Raw genomic sequence first — 15,438 nt, forward strand, 5'->3', positions numbered from 1 at the left:
GAGTAGCGTCGAAGGTTGACAAAACTATAGGAACACCCAATGACTATCTTGACAAGCGCGGAAACGTCGCCGGTTGAGCATAAGTCAGCGAAAACGCCCCTAAGCGAGCAAGGTGACGTGAAAGAGAAGGGAAGCGTACTTCGGTACGCGACCGACGATTGAACGTCAGATTGCCGCTTAGGGGCGTTTGCAGCGTCGAGCCGTTGCGCGGTTTGGAAAACCGCGCAACTAGAGCTACATGACCATGACGTAGCGCGATCCCACGTAGTACTGCTTACCCATCAGGACCGGCTCGCCATTGGGGCCGATAAAGCCGGCACGCAGGTTGAGCAGCGGGTCGTGCGGGGCAATGCCCAGCTCGGCGGCCTGTTCGGCGTTGGCGCGAACGGCCTCGACCGTGCGGTAGCCAACCGAGACAATCGGCGTTCTGCCAACACGCTCGACCTCGGCAAAAATCGACTTGTCCTCAAGATCGGCCGTCAACAGCTCACGGTAGGCGTCAAACGGCACAAAGATGTTCTCCTCAAAGATGGGCTCGCCGTCGGCTGTACGTACGCGCTTGATGTGCAGCAGCAGCGCGTCCTTCTGCAGGCCAAAGAACTCCATCTCGTTTTGGCGCGCCGGCACAATCTGGCGATCGATCACGTGCGCACCGGCCTTCATGCCGTTGCCGGCACACAGCGCGGTAAACGTCTGCAGCGTCGAGGCGTGAAATTGGCGATTGATGTGCGGCGTGGAAACAAAGGTGCCACGGCCCTGCTGCTTAACCAGGTAGCCATCGGAGCACAGCTCCTCGACGGCGCGACGCACCGTAATTCGGCTCACCTCGTACTGCTCGGCTAGCTCGAGCTCGGACGGAATACGCTCCTTGGGTGCATAAACACCTTTCTCGATCGCATCCTTGATCTCGTCGTAAATCTGCTGGTAAAGCGGTGCATTTTTGGGTGCAGGCATATCTAATCACTCTTATCGAAATATTGAAATAACTAATACGTATATAACGTCTAGTTTCATGTTACCTCATAATGATAAAACGATACACCGCATACAGCAAATCCTTACCTGCCGTCGTCCTGTTGCAGGCTGTCCTGATCGATGAGGCGCGCCTGCCTGCTGGCCATGCGCGCGGGCTTGTCGGGATCGGGCACGGCCGTGGGCATGGGCTCGTCGACATGACCGCCCCACCAGCCGCCCACAAAGTTGAGTGTATGGAACACATTGATCACGGCGCCGGGATCAATGTCGCACACCAGCTTGATAATGTCCTGGCTCTCGTAGGTCGAGACAACGGCATGCAGCAGGTACATCTTCTCGCGGCTGTATCCGCCAATGACCTCGGCACAGCTAATGCCATGCTGAAAATGGTCAACATAGGCGGTCATGACCTCGTCTGCCTTGCGCGTCGTGATCTGCAGCGTCACGCGATCGTAGCGACGATAGAAGCTGTCGATGGTCTTGGTCGAAATAAACTGGAACACGATGGAGTACGCCGCGTTGTCCCAGCCAAACATAAAGCCAAAGATCGCCAGGATAAAGCAGTTGAAACCAAAGATAACGCCCCAGATGGTCTTGCCCGTGTGGTTGGAAACCCACAGCGCGATAAAGTCGGTGCCGCCGGTGGATGCGCCGGACTTAAGCGCGATGGCAGCGCCCAGACCCGAGACCACGCCACCAAAAATGATGAGCATGATCTTGTCGCCCAAAAACGGCGCGAAGTGAAAGACGTTGAGGAACAGCGACGAGAGCATGACCTGCATCATCGAGAAGATGACGAAGCGCTTGCTAATGCCGCTCCAGCACAGGAGCGCCACGGGGATGTTGAGCGCGAGCATGCCGAGCGAGATGTCGATGTGAACGCCGCCCAGCGAGGTAACACGATCGAGCAGGACCGCGACGCCGGTGAGGCCGCTCGGAAGCAGGTCGGCGGGTTGAATGAACGCCTGGATCAGGAATGTCTGGAGAACGGCGGAAATTGTGACCGCCACGGCGGTGATGGCGCGGCGGACGATGGTGAGGCGGCCGAGCACGAGCACGCGGTCCGCGAGCTGGTCGATGGCGTTCGCCACGTAGGCTCCCTTCGAAGGCAGATGTAGTTGTGGGGCATGTCGGCGATTGTAACATGGAGCGACAGAGGGCGCCTCAATTCACCCTCTCTCGACAACCAAAACGGGACCAGCAACTCCTACGACCAAAGGGCAAAAATCTAAGTGAGTAGACTTTTTGCGATCTGCCGAGCACACCCAAAAATAGCCACCTCTGCGACCTGCGGTTTTGCTAAGGCAGATACGCTTTGTGCTCGGCCTGCGCCAAAAAGTCTACTCACTTAGTCTGAGTCGAAGCCAAACGGACCAAATCGAAACCAAATCGAGCCAGTCCACCGCAAAAAACGTTTGAACCCGTGCTTTTTGCGGTGAATCAACGCTACAGAGCGGCCAAAATGTCGGTCAGATTGTCGATAACGGCATCGGCTCGCGATTGATCCAGGTTGACGCCCTCGTGCGGGCGCAGCGCCAGGACGCGGGCGCCGGAGCGCTTGCCGGCCTCGATACCCAAAGGCGAGTCCTCGATAACCAGGCACTCGGCAGGCTCCATACCCAGCGCCTCCATGGCACGCAGGTAGATCTCGGGGTCGGGCTTAAACGCGCTGCACTCGTGACCACTGATGGTGTAGTCCAGTACGTCGGCGATACCCGCAATCTCCACCAGCTCGTCAATCAACTCACGATACGACGAGCTCGCGATGGCACACTTCACGCCGCGCTCGTGCAGCTCACGCATCACCGACTCCGTCTGCTCGTTGAGCAGCTCGGCATACGGAACGGGGTGGTCCGGGCTGTAGACTTGCTTGTACTCCACGCGCAGGCGCTCGCGCAGCTCAATATCGTCGGGAACCAGCGTCTCCCAAATAGCGGGCTCGTTAGACCCCGAAAGATCGGGGATCTCGTCAAAGTAGAACCCCTTCTCCTCCATAAACGCAACGCGGCGACGGTTATAGAACCACTCGGTATCGACCAGCACGCCGTCCATATCAAACAGCACTGCCTTGATCATACGCATCTCCTCCCACCTGCCAAAAAGGGACAGGTTTATTTTGGTAGGTTTTATCTGGGGTTTTGCGGCGCGACGGGCGCGCCCTCCCCAGAGCAAAAAAGGGGACGGGGCGCAAACCCCATCCCCTCTCAATCAACCTGTAAGGTCTACTTACTTGTGATTAGTAGGAAAGCTTCCACATGTAGCGACGCATGGTCAGCGGGTGCTGACGGGCCTCAGCGATCTGGTTGCCGTACTCGCGCATAACGGCGAGGTGCAGCAGCGGGTTGAAGTAGGTGACGACGCTTGCCGGCACGGCGTCGGCCAGACCGTAGTCCTTGGAGTCGATCAGAGCGACCTTGGCGCCCATGCGCTTAAGGAAGGTGAGGGCGCGGGCGTCCATCGGACGGGTGGCACCATCGGACATGAAGAAGACGTAGGGCTTACCCTCGGTGGAAACCTCGAACGGGCCGTGGAAGTACTCGCCGGTGTTGTAGGCGGCGGCGTCGATCCACTGCATCTCGGTGAACAGGAAGGCGGCGTGAGAATAAGCCATCTTCTCGGAGGCACCGGAGGCCATGAAGTAGATCATCTTGTCGTCCTTGAAGTCCTGGGCGAACTGCTTGGCGAGGCCCTTGGCGGACTGAGCGGCGTTCTCGCAGAGCTCGAAGACGTTGGTGAGGCCGGTGATCATGTCCTCGTAGTGGTCATAGCCCTCGGTCTGCTGAAGGATCTCGAGAGCAAGAGCGATGGCGTAGCCAGGCTTCTCGCACTTGGCAGCGTAGTTGGCATGGAAGCCGTGAACGATGACGTGGTCGGCGTCGACGGTCAGAGCGGAGCCGGCCTTGTTGGTGAGGGAGACGACCGGGCAGTTGTGCTTCTTGGCGGTCTTGTTGGCCTCGACGGTCTCGGGCGTGGAGCCACCGAGGGAGCAGGTGATCACGAAGGTGTGCTCGTTGACCCAGGAAGGCGTGTCGTAGTTGAACTCGTTAGCGGTGAAGATCTGAACGTTCAGCTTGTCCGTGTTGTTGGCCAGGAAGTACTTGGCAGGGTAAAGGTCGGACATGGAAGCACCGCAGCCGACGAAGGCGACGCTGTGGATCTCGTGGTTGGACAGGACGTCAGCGACGATCTGCTTAGGGAGGTTAAGGTCGATCTCGTACATCTGACACATTCCTTTCGATTTTTTGCGGCGCCACATTGCCGGGCGCTCGCAGGGTTACCGTGGTTTGGACCGAGTCGCCGGCCCGTTGAGGATGTGTCAAAAGAACTGTCCCTTTGACACATCTAGGGATGGAAGCCTGCCTGGGGTATGGGATGCCAGGCAGGCCCCCGGGGGAAAGCGGTTAGGCGCTTGGTCGCGACTAGGCCAGGATGCCGGCCGCGGAGAGGGCGATGCCGCCCACGATGGCGATCACGAGAAGCCAACCGGTGTTGACGTTCTTCTTGATGAGCCAGTACATAAGGCCGGTGAGGCCAAGGGAGATCATCTGGGGCATCATACCGTCCAGGATGTCCTGGATAACGACGGTGCCCTCAGCGAACTGCAGCGGGGTGGTGGCGCCGATCAGCGTAGCGATCATGCCGCCCACGGACATAAGACCTACGATGCCGCAGACATACATGAGCTTTTCCATGAGGTCGCCGCCCTGAAGCTTGCTCAGGTACTCGTGGCCGCCCTGATAGCCCATCTTGGCTGCGAACCAAGTGATCAGCACAGAGGGGACGATGGAGATGAGCATGGCCAGGATCGGGCCCATGATGGAGCCCTGCTGAGCCAGCTGAACGCCCAGGCCAAAGGCGATAACGCGGATGGTGCCCTGGAAGAGGGAGTCACCGATGCCGGAAAGCGGACCCATGAGGGAGGTCTTGACCGCGTTGATCGAATCGGGATCGAAGTTCTCGGGATCCTTGGCGTACTCCTCCTCCATGGAGGCGGCGAGACCTAGGACAAAAGCGCTCGTCTGCGGGGTGCAGTTGTAGAACGCCATGTGACGGTGGTAAGCCTCTTTCTTAGCAGCGAGCTGCTTGGGGTCGGACTCGTCCGGATAGAGGCGGTCGAGCGTAGGAACCATGCCGTAGAGGAAGCCCATGTTCATCTGACGCTCGTAGTTCCAAGAGGCCTGGATGGCCCAGGAGCGCCAGAAGAACTGGCTGACCTTCTTGTTCAGGGACACGTCCTTGGTTGCGGTTGCCATAGTGTGTTCCTCCTTAGTCTTCGTCGTCTTCGAGCGGATCGTAGTCGGAATCGACACCGGCGGTTGCATGGGAGCCATTGAACTTGAAGCCCATGAAGACGATAGCCAGGCACACACCGATCAGAGCGACCGCGATGACGGACAGGTTGAGGTAGGCGGCGAGCAGGAAACCGATGAACAGGAACGGGGTCATACCCTTCTTGATCATCATGGTGAGCAGCAGAGCCAGACCGTAGGCGGTCATGATCTTGGTCGAAACGTTCAGACCAACGGACAGCCACTCGGGAACCATGTTGACGATGGCCTGAACCAGGTCGGTGCCAACAAAGACGGCCAGGAAGATCGGCAGGAAGTACATGATGGCGTACAGACCGGAGCCGGCGCAGATGTGCATACGGTAGGCGGTCTTGAAGTTACCGTTATCGATCGCGCTATCGGCCACATGGGTGAGGGCGGCGATGATGGAACGGAACACGATGCCGAGGAGCTGACCCAGGACGGCGACCGGGATGGCGATCGTCATGGCGGTCTCGGCGGAAGCATCGGTCAGGCACGCAAAGGCAGCGGCCACGATGCCGCCCAGGACCATATCGGGCGGAACGGCGGCGCCGACCTGCACCAGGCCCATGGACACGAGCTCGACGGCGGCACCGACGGCAAGGCCGGTGGGCACATCGCCCAGCAGCAGACCGACGAGCGTAGCGCCAACGAGGGGCTGCTCGAAGTTAAGACGACCGAGCAGGCGGGAGTCCCACATGCAGAACACGCCGACGAGGCCGACGAGCACCGCACTGATGAACGTATTCATACCCTTCTCCTTTCAGTCAGGCAAAAGCCTGGTTGATTACAGCTTGGCGTCGATGTCGACGCTCTGATACGTAGGGGTCTGCTGGACGTAGAGCTTGATGCCCATGTCGAGCAGCTGGTTGACGTCGGCCTTCTGGGTGGCGTCGAAGAAGACGGAGCTGTCCTTGCCGCCGACCTGATCGGCACCGTCGTGGTTGGCGGTGGCGCCCAGGTTGATGGCGTCGAGCTTGTAGCCCTGGCAGAACTGCAGCATCTCGGCCGTGTTGCCAAAGACGAACATGACGCGCTCGCCGAGGGTGTTGAGCTTGTCCATCTTGGCGAGGGCACGCTCGACGGTGAAGACGTTCAGGCGCACGCCCTGGGGCTTGGCCAGCTTAAGAGCGCCCTTCTTGATGTCATCGTTGGCGGCAGCGTTGTCGACGACGATGATGCGCTCGGCCTGAACCTTGGTGGTCCAGGTAAAGACGACCTGGCCGTGCAGCAGACGGTAGTCAAGACGTGCGAGGACGATCTTGGCGGGACCGGAGCTGTGACGGGACGCCTTGGCCTTCTTGGCGGGAGCCGCGGCGACCTCGACCGGTGCGTTGGGGTTGGTCAGACCGGTGCGGGCCTCGTTGATAAGGGCCGCGAGCTCGGCACCCTTGACGGGGACGGGGCTCATAGCGAGCGTGAGCGCCAGCGGGATGTTGAAACCGCTGACAACCGTGAACTTCGTGCCGTTCTTGGAAAGCTCGACCATGCTGTTGTTGACCGAGCTGCCGAGCATATCGGTCAGCACATAGACGGTGTCGTCCGCGTTGAACGTGGCGATCATGGCGTCCACCTTATTGGTGATGGGCTCCTTGTCGTCACGAGCAAGCGACACGACGTGGACGTTCGACACGTCGCCGAGAACCATCTCGAGCGTGTCTTTGGCGCCTGCGGCCAGGCCGCCATGAGATGCGAGAATGATCTGATTCATCTTGCCTCCTCCTTTTCGTTATGGTCATTATAACGTCTTATACGTTGCTTATATTGCTAATTAGTATAAAGACCGTTCGCGGGTGAAAATCGACCGTTGACGGGTTTAACGTACTTGAAACGTTGGGGCTGGGTAGGCCGGCGCTGGCTGGATAATCCCAGGTCGGACGCCGTGCGCAATCCCTTATCGCACGAAGTACCAGGGGCTTTCCTGCACGGTGGGCTCCAGCGCGATGCCGGTGCGTTCCTTAAACAGATCCATGTCCTGCGATTTCTCCGTCCACCACGCATTGGGCTTAAAGGTCATGCTCTCAATGACATGGCCGACAAACACACTGTTGCGCAGCCTGGAGAAGTCGGTGTTCATAATCAGGATGGACGCGAGCACCAGCACGATGCCCAGAACCTTGATCGCACCGGCGAGCTCGGCGTAGACACCAATGCCCAGCAGCACGGTGACGACCGTCTCGAATGACATTACGACGGGAACTTTCGACGTCTCGAGCCCCATGGACAGACCCTGCATATATAAGACATAGGCCACGGCTGTGGGGATGAGTCCAAAGCCAAGGAACAGCAGCAGCAGCTGTGGCGACATTGCCGCGGCGACATCTGGCCACGGAGCCGCGATAGCCGCCATAACCGCACCGCCAAAAACAAGGCCCCAAAACGTGACAGCCAGCGGGTGGACCGTCTTGGTTGCTATCCGGCTAAACACCGCGAGCGACGCGCCACAAAAGCCCGCAATCACGCCCGACGTGACGCCCCAAACCGAAAAATGAAAACCGGAAAGGTCGCCATCGGTCACTGCAAGCACACAGCCACCGATGTTAAAAGCGATGGCAACGAGCTTGTTGGGAGTCACATCCTCGCGATAAAGTACGCGGCCGAGCATGACGCCAAACACCGGCGAGGTGTAGAGCAGCACCGAGGCCGTGGACATGCCCACCTCGCCCATGCACTCGTAATAAAGCGTGTTAGCGGTGGCGAGGCCGATAATGCCAAGAAGCGCACAAGGAACAAGCTCTTTAGGACTTGCCTTGAACAGTGCCAGGGGACCCGATGCCTTTCCCTCACGAGCACCTCCCTGGCAACCCATGAATGCCAAGACCGGAGCCATTAAGACGGCACCCGACAACAAGCGAAAGGCAGCCATACTCTGGGACGTAACGCCCATGGCCGAGATGCCGTTTACAAAGATTCCGATGCTACCCCACATAAGCGCGGCGATCAGCACCAGCACATAGCCCAGATTGCTTTTCTTCAACGCAGCCTCCTCGGTATTGTTTCCAATATGTTTCACACTACGTTATAGTCGTTATATACATTTTTCAAGGCACAAATCGGCAAACGGGAAATCTCTAGACAAAGGGAGTGTCCCGCCAGCCACGGTATCGTCGATGTTTTGGCAATGTCAGCGAAAACCCGCCAGAGCGAGCAAGGTGCCTTGAAACGAGGCGGCATTGACCTTCTGGTCATGCCGCCGAAGCTGAAAGGCAGATTGCCGCTCTGGCGGGTTTGCAGCGTCGAGCGGTTACGGCGTTTGGTAAAACGCCGTAACTAATACTCAAGCTTCCACATGTAGCGGCGCGTCATGTAGTCCTTGTGGGTAACGGCAGAGAGTGCACGCATGTACACGTTGTTGAGGATCGGGGCAAAGATCAGGTGGTTGAAGTACTCGCTCACGCTGTCCTTGATGTCGTTGAGGCCGAGCTCCTTGGCGTCGAGCTGATAGACGCGCTCGCCACCGTACTGATTGACAAAACGGATGCCGCGCTCGTCGTTGCAGCGGCTGCGGCCGACGCTGATGAGCTGGAACAGCGAGGTACGCTTGTCCAGAATCTCGAAGGGGCCGTGGAAGAAGTCGCAGGTGTTGATGGTGCAGGAGTCGATCTGCAGCATCTCCTGCACGTTGCAGATGCTAAAGACGTAGGCGGCACCAAAGAGCGGACCCTGAGCCATCACGTTGATGCAGGGCTTGTCGGCGTTCTGCTCGGCCCACTTGGCAGCAAGCGGACGGGTGTACTCGACGGCCTTTCGATAGATGGGGTCGACCAAGTCGAAAGCGGCCATAGCGGTCTCGTACTCGGCATAGCCCTCGGTCTGCTGCGTAAGCTCCATGGCGATCATGGTCACGACGGCGGAGTTGGTGCGGCCCATGCAGGACTCATCGACGGCCAAGCTGTCATACTGGATCTTGTAGTCGCAGACTTCGGTGAGGCCGGACTCGTCGACATAGATGGCGATGGTGCTGGCGCCGTGATCCTTGGCGACCTGGGCGGCGACGATGGTCTCCTTGGTGCCGCGCATGGACACGACGACGGCCAGGGTGTTCTCGTTAACGTAGGCCGGGGTGGCGTGCACGAACTCGTTGCTGGTGTAGCTGGAGCTCACGACCTGCGTGGCCTCGTGCTCCATAAAGTACTGGGCAGGATAGTTGCCGCCGTTGGATCCGCCAGCGCCGATCCACACGACGCGCTTGATGCCGCCCTTGTCCGCCTTGTCAGCCAAAACCTGGGAGACGACGTCCTTAACCTGTTCCTGAGTAGTCATCGTGCATCAGCCTTTCTTCTCGTTTGATGCTCTCGATGGCATACAAGTTACATACATGTTTTGGTTATGTCGACTAGTTGTATGCTATATTTGTCTTAGAAATTTTGCTGGTAAAGTTTTCGGCAATCTATTACCAGCGGTTTTGTTGTCATGTTGGATACATGCTTGGTTCGGTAAGCATATAAGTTAGATACAGGTTATTCGCATGAGCACTTCGTCAAAAAAGAACTTGGCCCAATACGAGCGTCTGGCGGGTACGCTGCGTGACCGCATCGCCGCCGGCACCTACGCACGCGGAGACAAGCTGCCGTCCGAGATGGAGCTCATGGACGAATCGGGGCTGTCGCGCAGCACCGTGCGCCACGCGCTTAAGGTGTTAGTTGACGAGGGCCTGGTGCGCACCGAGCGCGGACGTGGCACCTTTGTGGCCGACACGCCCGCGCTCCACGAGAACAACCTGGTGTTTTCGAGCTATACCAAGCAGGTCGAAGGCCGGGGCATGAAGCCCACCACGCGCACGGTGGACTCGGGCTTTGCCAAAGCAATGGGCAGCGTGGCCAAGTTCTTTGACGCTACCGTGGGCAGCAAGCTTGTCAAACTTGTCCGCCTGCGTTACCTGGACGATGCGCCACTGTGCCTGGAGACCACCTATCTACCACCGAGCTTTGAAGCACTCATCGATCGCGATATCAACGGTTCGCTCTACGCCACGCTGCGCCAAGAATTCCATCGCGCGCCGGCACAGGGGCATAAGACCTTTGAGGTGTGCTACGCCTCGCAAAACGAGGCGTTTTTGCTCAACGTTGAGCGCGGGCAGGCACTGATCCTGATCACCGACTACGTCTACGACACCGACGGCCGCCCGCTGCACATCTCCAAGCGCATCCAACGCACCGACCGCGCCAAATACACCGAGCCCATCGGCTAACCGGCCAAAAAGGGACAGGTTTGGGGAGGTCGGGGAACCAGGTCGGCTTGGGTTGGTTGGGTGTGCGCTCGGCTAGGACCAGCTCCATCCAGCACATGTCGTACCAGCGGCCGAACTTTTGCGCGCAGCGGTCGAAGGCACCCACCAGGCGATATCCCATATGGGCATGGAAGTCCTGGCTGTTGTGCGTCAGGTACTCATCGTCCTTGTCGTGCGGCACGGCAATGAGCGCGCACATGTTGGTGATGCCCATCGCGATCAGGCACTGCTTAAGCGCATCGTGCAGCTTGCGGCCCAGCCCGCCGTGGCGCACGTCGCGCGCCAGGTAGATCGACGTCTCGACCGACCAGTCATAGGCCTCGCGGCTGTTGAGCGGACTCACATAGGCATAACCTACCGGACGCCCGTCCAGCTCCATCACCAGATACGGATAGCGCTTGAGTGTGCGCTCGATGCGCCCAGCGAACTCCTCAACGCTCGGCACCTCGTATTCGCAGGTAATCGCCGTCTGGCGCACATACGGCTCATAGATGGCAAGCAACGCCGGCGCATCATCGGGCGTCGCCAGGCGAATCGTCGGCTCGGACATCTCGGTCATACAGCCCTTCTCCCTCAAAAGCAAAGGCCGCCCCGCGCCAAACCCAGGCGCAAGGCGGCCCTCCTCGTCACATCAACCTACAGAACCGCCGCCAACGCGTCGATATCCTCCTGCGTCGTGGCCCAGCTGGTGCAAAAGCGCACCACCGTGTGGGTCTCGTCGTACTTTTCCCAGTACTCGATCGAGGCGTGCTCGCGAATGCGCGCCATGTCCTCGTTGGGCAGAATCACAAACTGCTGGTTGGTGGGCGTCTCCAAGAAGAACTGGTAGCCGCGCTCGTGCAGCACGCGACGAAGCGCCTGCGCCGTCTCAATCGCCTGGCGGCCAATCTCAAAATACAGGCCATCGGTAAAGAGCGCCTCAAACTGGACGCCCGTTAGGCGACCCTTGGCCAACAGCGCGCCGTGCTGCTTAATGCGCGGAATGGGATGCGCCGGAGCGTGCATGCCACAAAACACCACGGCCTCGCCGCAAAGCGCGCCACACTTGGTGCCGCCGATGTAGAACACGTCGCACAGCTGCGCCAGCTCGGGCAGGGTAATGTCGCACTCATCGGCTGCCAGCGCATAGGCCAGTCGGGCGCCATCCACAAACAGCGGAATCTCGCGCTTCTGGCACACCGCGTGAATCGCCGCGAGCTCGGCCTTGGAGTACAGCGTGCCGTACTCGGTCGACAGGCTCACGTACACCGCGCCCGGAAACACCGTGTGCTCGTAGCTCTCGTTTTCGTAGAACACCTGGATATAATTCTCGAGATCCTCGGCATGCATCTTGCCCTCGTAGCCGGGGATGGTGAGCACCTTGTGGCCGCCAAACTCGATGGCACCCGCCTCGTGGCAGGCGACGTGGCCGGTCTCGGCGGCAACGACGCCCTCGTAGGGCGCGAGCAGCATGTCGATCACCGTCGCGTTGGCCTGCGTGCCGCCTACCAGGAAAAATACGTCGGCATCGGGTGCCTGACAGGCCTCACGAATGAGCTGCTTGGCACGCTCGGTGTGTGCATCGGTACCGTAGCCGGGCTGCGGCTCCATATTGGTGTCGACGAGCGCCTGCAGCACTGCCGGATGTGCGCCGTGGGAATAGTCGTTGTTGAACGCGAGCATGGTAATCCTCTCTAGCCGGGCACGAGCCCGATGATTCAGATGGGGCTATTGTACGCCGCCCGGATAAGCAATGCGCGCGGCAAGGCACTCAAGCGCCAGCACCAAGGCAAAGCCGCAGCTCACGTCACTCAAAAAGTGCGCACCGATCACGATGCGACCAAAGGCGACGAGCGCCGCAACCACAGCGGCGACCCAAAAGACCACGCGGCGGCGCGACGGCTTTTCCTTAAAGGCCGCCGCGGGAAGCCCGGCGAGCATAAGGCCGATCGCCGCGTGCGCCGTGTGTCCGCTCGCAAACGACTTAAAGCCGTCCTTGATCACGCCGGCGGCGATATAGGCCCACTTGTCGGGGTTGCCGATCACCCACCACGGCTGAAAATTGAGCCCCGGCGTGACCTCGATCACGCGCATGCGCGGGCGCGACCACAGCGGCTTGACGATCACGTTGAGGATAATGGCCTGAACGACCCACACGGCAAGCACCATCAACGCCCAGCGCGTGAGCTCGTCGGGATCGGTGTCGCGTGTGAGGCGATAGACGATAAGGTTGGCAACGATGACCAGCGCAAACGTCAGCACCAACTGAGCCGCGATGAGTTTGCCGCCGACCCGCAGGGACGAAACGATCTCGTAGCCGGCCAGGCCAACGTTGACAAGGACGCCGAGCACGGCGAGCCATTTGCTCCCTCTGGAATCGGGACGCACCGCGCGCACGAGCATAACGCCCGCAACGCTCGCCGTCAGCTCGAACGGCAGCTCGCCGGCGGCCTCGATAAAGCGACCGTACATGCTGCCGATGTTGAACAGCGCGGTCGAGATCTGGTAATCGAAGAAGCTGCCCACGCCCAGACAAAGGCACAGGACAACCGCGATAATGGCGACATCTTTCTTATAGATGTATCCGAACATGCTTTCCTTTCGATGGGGCTGAAATCAATCTGCGAGATGGCGGGGCAAAGATGACTTCGTCCCGCCACATCCCCTACTTGTTAGTCGTCGTCGCTCGCACCCAACTGCTGCAACAGCATGAGTGCCGCGGCCACGGGGCCGGTACCGTCGTTGGCGTCGAGACCGCGACCCAGGCCGCTGCCCGCGCCGGCGCCCGCCTTGTAGGGCACCGACAGTTTGCGGCTCTTGGGGAAGTTCACCGCGCCATAGCGGGTCTTTAGCTCAAAGGCCACCTTCTTGGGCACGTCGACGCCCAAAAACGTGATGCGACCGCCGCTGAGCGTGACGCTCTCGAGCCCCAGGCGCTCGCCGCGAATGCGGATTCGTGCGCGATTGAACAGGTTGAGTCCTGCCAACGGCAGCTCGCCATGCGCGGCCTCGGTCTCTTCCTGCACCTCATCGATGCTCTCCAGGTCCTCGGCCGCTGCGAGCTTACGGTACACGAGCACGCGCTGATCCACCGCCGGCAGGTACTCCTCGGACAAGAAGTAGTCGGCCGGCAGGTTAATGCCCACGCTCGCCGCCTCCACGCCGGCATCGTCATCGCCGCGCGCCTCGGCTACCGCCTGGCCCAGCATCTGCGTAAACAGGTCAAAGCCCACGCTCGACAGGTTGCCGTGCTGCTCGGCGCCCATAAGCGAGCCGGCACCACGGATCTCCAGGTCGCGCATGGCGATGCGCATGCCGCTGCCCAGGTCCTGGAACTCGGAAAGTGCGGTCAGGCGCGCTGTCGCCTCCTCGGTGAGTGGTAGCTCGCCCGGGAACATAAAGTACGCGTAGGCCTGCGTGGCAGAACGGCCCACACGGCCCTTGAGCTGGTAGAGCTGCGCCAGGCCCAGACGCTGCGAATCCTCGATGATCAGCGTGTTGGCGGTCGCGTTGTCGATGCCGCTCTCCACGATGGTCGTGGCGATGAGCACGTCGATCTTTTTGGTCGCAAACTCGATCATCACGTCCTCGACCTCGCGCGGGCTCATCTTGCCGTGCGCCACGCCCACGCGCGCCTCGGGCGCGGCCTCGTGCACGCGCGCCACGGCGTCGTCGATGGTCTTGACGCGGTTGGACACGTAATACACCTGACCGCCGCGGCCCACCTCCAGGCGAATCGCCGCGCTCACCACATCGGGGTCGTACTCCCCCACGTGCACGATCACGGGACGACGCCCAGTCGGCGGCGTCGTGATCAGGCTCATGTCGCGCACGCCGCTCGTGGCCATCTGCATGGTTCGCGGAATAGGCGTTGCCGAAAGCGTGAGCACGTCAATCTGCTCGCGCAGGTTCTTGAGCTGCTCCTTGTGCTGCACGCCAAAGCGCTGCTCCTCGTCGATGATCACCAGGCCCAGGTTCTTGGGGTTCACGTCGGCCGAAAGCAGACGATGCGTGCCGATGAGCACGTCGATCGTGCCCTCGGCAAACGCCTTGAGCGCGCGCTTTTGCTGCGCCGGGGTGCGGAAGCGGCTGAGCACTTCGACCTCGAGGCCAAACGGGGCAAAGCGCTCAAAGAACGTCTCGTAGTGCTGCTGGGCCAGAATGGTCGTGGGGCAGAGCACCATGACTTGGCGGCCGGAGTCCACGCACTTAAACGCCGCGCGCAGGGCAACCTCGGTCTTGCCAAAACCCACGTCGCCGCACAGCAGGCGGTCCATGGGCTTGGGCGCCTCCATATCGGCCTTAATGTCGGCGATGGCCTCCAGCTGGTCGCGCGTCTCGTCGTAAGGAAAGCTCTCCTCCATCTCGATCTGCTCGGGCGTGTCAGGCGGGCAGGCGATACCCGCGATTGATGAGCGGCGCGTATACAGGTCGACCAGGTCAAACGCCAGCTTTTTGGCGTTCTTGCGCGCCTTGTTGGTGGCGCGCGTCCAGTCGGCTGTGTTGAGCCTGGTCAGGCGCGGTTTGTCGCCGTCGGGGCCAACATAGCGCGTGATGCGGTCGACCTGCTCGAGCGGCACGTAGAGCTTGTCGCCGTCGGCATATTCCAGCAAAAAGTAGTCGCGCTCTTTGCCGCCCACTTCCTGACGCGCAATCTCGCTAAAGAGTGCGATGCCATGCGTTGCGTGCACCACGTAGTCGCCCGGCTTAAACGGGAAGGTGATCTGCGTAATGTCCACCTTGCGGCGGCTGCGCGCGCGGTTGGCATCCATACGGGCGTTGAGGTCGGCGATCGAGAACACGGCCAGGTTGGCATCGGGCACCACCACGCCCTGCGGCAGGGCGGCATCGACAAAGGTCACGCGCCCGCGCGAGATGGTGGGCACGGCGGCACCGGCGGCAGCCTGGGCCGCGCCCGCCCCGAGCGAGCGGGCGGTGAGGGCG

The 15,438-nt window shown here is 60.3% G+C and carries 14 protein-coding genes; 1 reads left to right on the top strand and 13 read right to left on the bottom strand.

Annotation, left to right across the window (positions count from 1 at the left end; translation table 11 throughout):
• Positions 1-234: 234 nt before the first annotated feature.
• The 9 genes from DW171_RS09115 to DW171_RS09155 all read right to left on the bottom strand — a co-directional run bounded on the left by DW171_RS09115 (position 235) and on the right by DW171_RS09155 (position 9,548).
• The gene (locus DW171_RS09115; RefSeq protein ID WP_118271022.1) at positions 235-954 is read right to left on the bottom strand and encodes a GntR family transcriptional regulator; all 720 of its coding nucleotides are present in this window, start codon (positions 952-954) and stop codon (positions 235-237) included.
• A 104-nt stretch (positions 955-1,058) separates the two neighbouring features.
• Positions 1,059-2,066 carry a YitT family protein gene (locus DW171_RS09120; RefSeq protein WP_118271023.1) on the bottom strand — a complete coding sequence of 336 codons (1,008 nt, stop codon included), beginning with the start codon at positions 2,064-2,066 and terminating at the stop codon, positions 1,059-1,061.
• 355 nt (positions 2,067-2,421) lie between these two features.
• Positions 2,422-3,051: an HAD family phosphatase gene (locus DW171_RS09125; RefSeq protein WP_158571050.1), complete on the bottom strand. Its 630-nt coding sequence runs from the start codon at positions 3,049-3,051 to the stop codon at positions 2,422-2,424.
• Between the two features lie 160 nt (positions 3,052-3,211).
• Positions 3,212-4,195, bottom strand: a complete 984-nt coding sequence (locus DW171_RS09130; protein WP_233503150.1) for an SIS domain-containing protein — start codon at positions 4,193-4,195, stop codon at positions 3,212-3,214.
• Positions 4,196-4,394: 199 nt separating this feature from the next.
• Positions 4,395-5,228: a PTS system mannose/fructose/sorbose family transporter subunit IID gene (locus DW171_RS09135; RefSeq protein WP_117765550.1), complete on the bottom strand. Its 834-nt coding sequence runs from the start codon at positions 5,226-5,228 to the stop codon at positions 4,395-4,397.
• A 13-nt stretch (positions 5,229-5,241) separates the two neighbouring features.
• Positions 5,242-6,036 (bottom strand): PTS sugar transporter subunit IIC, encoded by a 795-nt coding sequence (locus DW171_RS09140; protein WP_117634395.1) that lies wholly within the window; start codon positions 6,034-6,036, stop codon positions 5,242-5,244.
• 36 nt (positions 6,037-6,072) lie between these two features.
• On the bottom strand, positions 6,073-6,996 hold the full coding sequence (locus tag DW171_RS09145; RefSeq protein ID WP_118271025.1) for a PTS mannose/fructose/sorbose transporter subunit IIAB: 924 nt from the start codon (positions 6,994-6,996) through the stop codon (positions 6,073-6,075).
• A 183-nt stretch (positions 6,997-7,179) separates the two neighbouring features.
• On the bottom strand, positions 7,180-8,262 hold the full coding sequence (locus DW171_RS09150; RefSeq protein ID WP_118271026.1) for a DMT family transporter: 1,083 nt from the start codon (positions 8,260-8,262) through the stop codon (positions 7,180-7,182).
• A gap of 293 nt (positions 8,263-8,555) precedes the next feature.
• The gene (locus tag DW171_RS09155; protein ID WP_118226093.1) at positions 8,556-9,548 is read right to left on the bottom strand and encodes an SIS domain-containing protein; all 993 of its coding nucleotides are present in this window, start codon (positions 9,546-9,548) and stop codon (positions 8,556-8,558) included.
• A 205-nt stretch (positions 9,549-9,753) separates the two neighbouring features.
• Here DW171_RS09155 and DW171_RS09160 point away from each other — a divergent pair, with 205 nt between their 5' ends.
• A complete protein-coding gene (locus tag DW171_RS09160; protein WP_117637435.1) occupies positions 9,754-10,476 on the top strand; it encodes a GntR family transcriptional regulator in 723 nt (240 codons plus the stop codon).
• Here the strand turns inward: DW171_RS09160 and DW171_RS09165 are convergent.
• The 4 genes from DW171_RS09165 to mfd form a co-directional block, all read right to left on the bottom strand.
• Positions 10,379-11,074 (bottom strand): GNAT family N-acetyltransferase, encoded by a 696-nt coding sequence (locus DW171_RS09165; protein WP_233539147.1) that lies wholly within the window; start codon positions 11,072-11,074, stop codon positions 10,379-10,381. The two genes, DW171_RS09160 and DW171_RS09165, sit on opposite strands and share 98 nt — an antisense overlap.
• A gap of 77 nt (positions 11,075-11,151) precedes the next feature.
• Positions 11,152-12,177: a low specificity L-threonine aldolase gene (locus tag DW171_RS09170; protein ID WP_118271027.1), complete on the bottom strand. Its 1,026-nt coding sequence runs from the start codon at positions 12,175-12,177 to the stop codon at positions 11,152-11,154.
• 45 nt (positions 12,178-12,222) lie between these two features.
• The gene (locus DW171_RS09175) at positions 12,223-13,086 is read right to left on the bottom strand and encodes a phosphatase PAP2 family protein (RefSeq protein WP_118271028.1); all 864 of its coding nucleotides are present in this window, start codon (positions 13,084-13,086) and stop codon (positions 12,223-12,225) included.
• Positions 13,087-13,166: 80 nt separating this feature from the next.
• Positions 13,167-15,438 (bottom strand): transcription-repair coupling factor (gene mfd, locus DW171_RS10255; protein WP_199586930.1); only part of this gene is annotated, 2,272 nt, incomplete at its 5' end.

The organism is Collinsella sp. AM15-2 (assembly GCF_003471985.1).
Lineage (GTDB): Bacteria > Actinomycetota > Coriobacteriia > Coriobacteriales > Coriobacteriaceae > Collinsella.

Coding starts and splice junctions, on each gene's coding strand:
- DW171_RS09115 (WP_118271022.1), bottom strand. CDS start 954: ATGCCTGCACCCAAAAATGCACCGCTTTACCAGCAGATTTACGACGAG.
- DW171_RS09125 (WP_158571050.1), bottom strand. CDS start 3,051: ATGATCAAGGCAGTGCTGTTTGATATGGACGGCGTGCTGGTCGATACC.
- DW171_RS09130 (WP_233503150.1), bottom strand. CDS start 4,195: ATGTACGAGATCGACCTTAACCTCCCTAAGCAGATCGTCGCTGACGTC.
- DW171_RS09135 (WP_117765550.1), bottom strand. CDS start 5,228: ATGGCAACCGCAACCAAGGACGTGTCCCTGAACAAGAAGGTCAGCCAG.
- DW171_RS09140 (WP_117634395.1), bottom strand. CDS start 6,036: ATGAATACGTTCATCAGTGCGGTGCTCGTCGGCCTCGTCGGCGTGTTC.
- DW171_RS09145 (WP_118271025.1), bottom strand. CDS start 6,996: ATGAATCAGATCATTCTCGCATCTCATGGCGGCCTGGCCGCAGGCGCC.
- DW171_RS09155 (WP_118226093.1), bottom strand. CDS start 9,548: ATGACTACTCAGGAACAGGTTAAGGACGTCGTCTCCCAGGTTTTGGCT.
- DW171_RS09160 (WP_117637435.1), top strand. CDS start 9,754: ATGAGCACTTCGTCAAAAAAGAACTTGGCCCAATACGAGCGTCTGGCG.
- DW171_RS09165 (WP_233539147.1), bottom strand. CDS start 11,074: ATGACCGAGATGTCCGAGCCGACGATTCGCCTGGCGACGCCCGATGAT.
- DW171_RS09170 (WP_118271027.1), bottom strand. CDS start 12,177: ATGCTCGCGTTCAACAACGACTATTCCCACGGCGCACATCCGGCAGTG.
- DW171_RS09175 (WP_118271028.1), bottom strand. CDS start 13,086: ATGTTCGGATACATCTATAAGAAAGATGTCGCCATTATCGCGGTTGTC.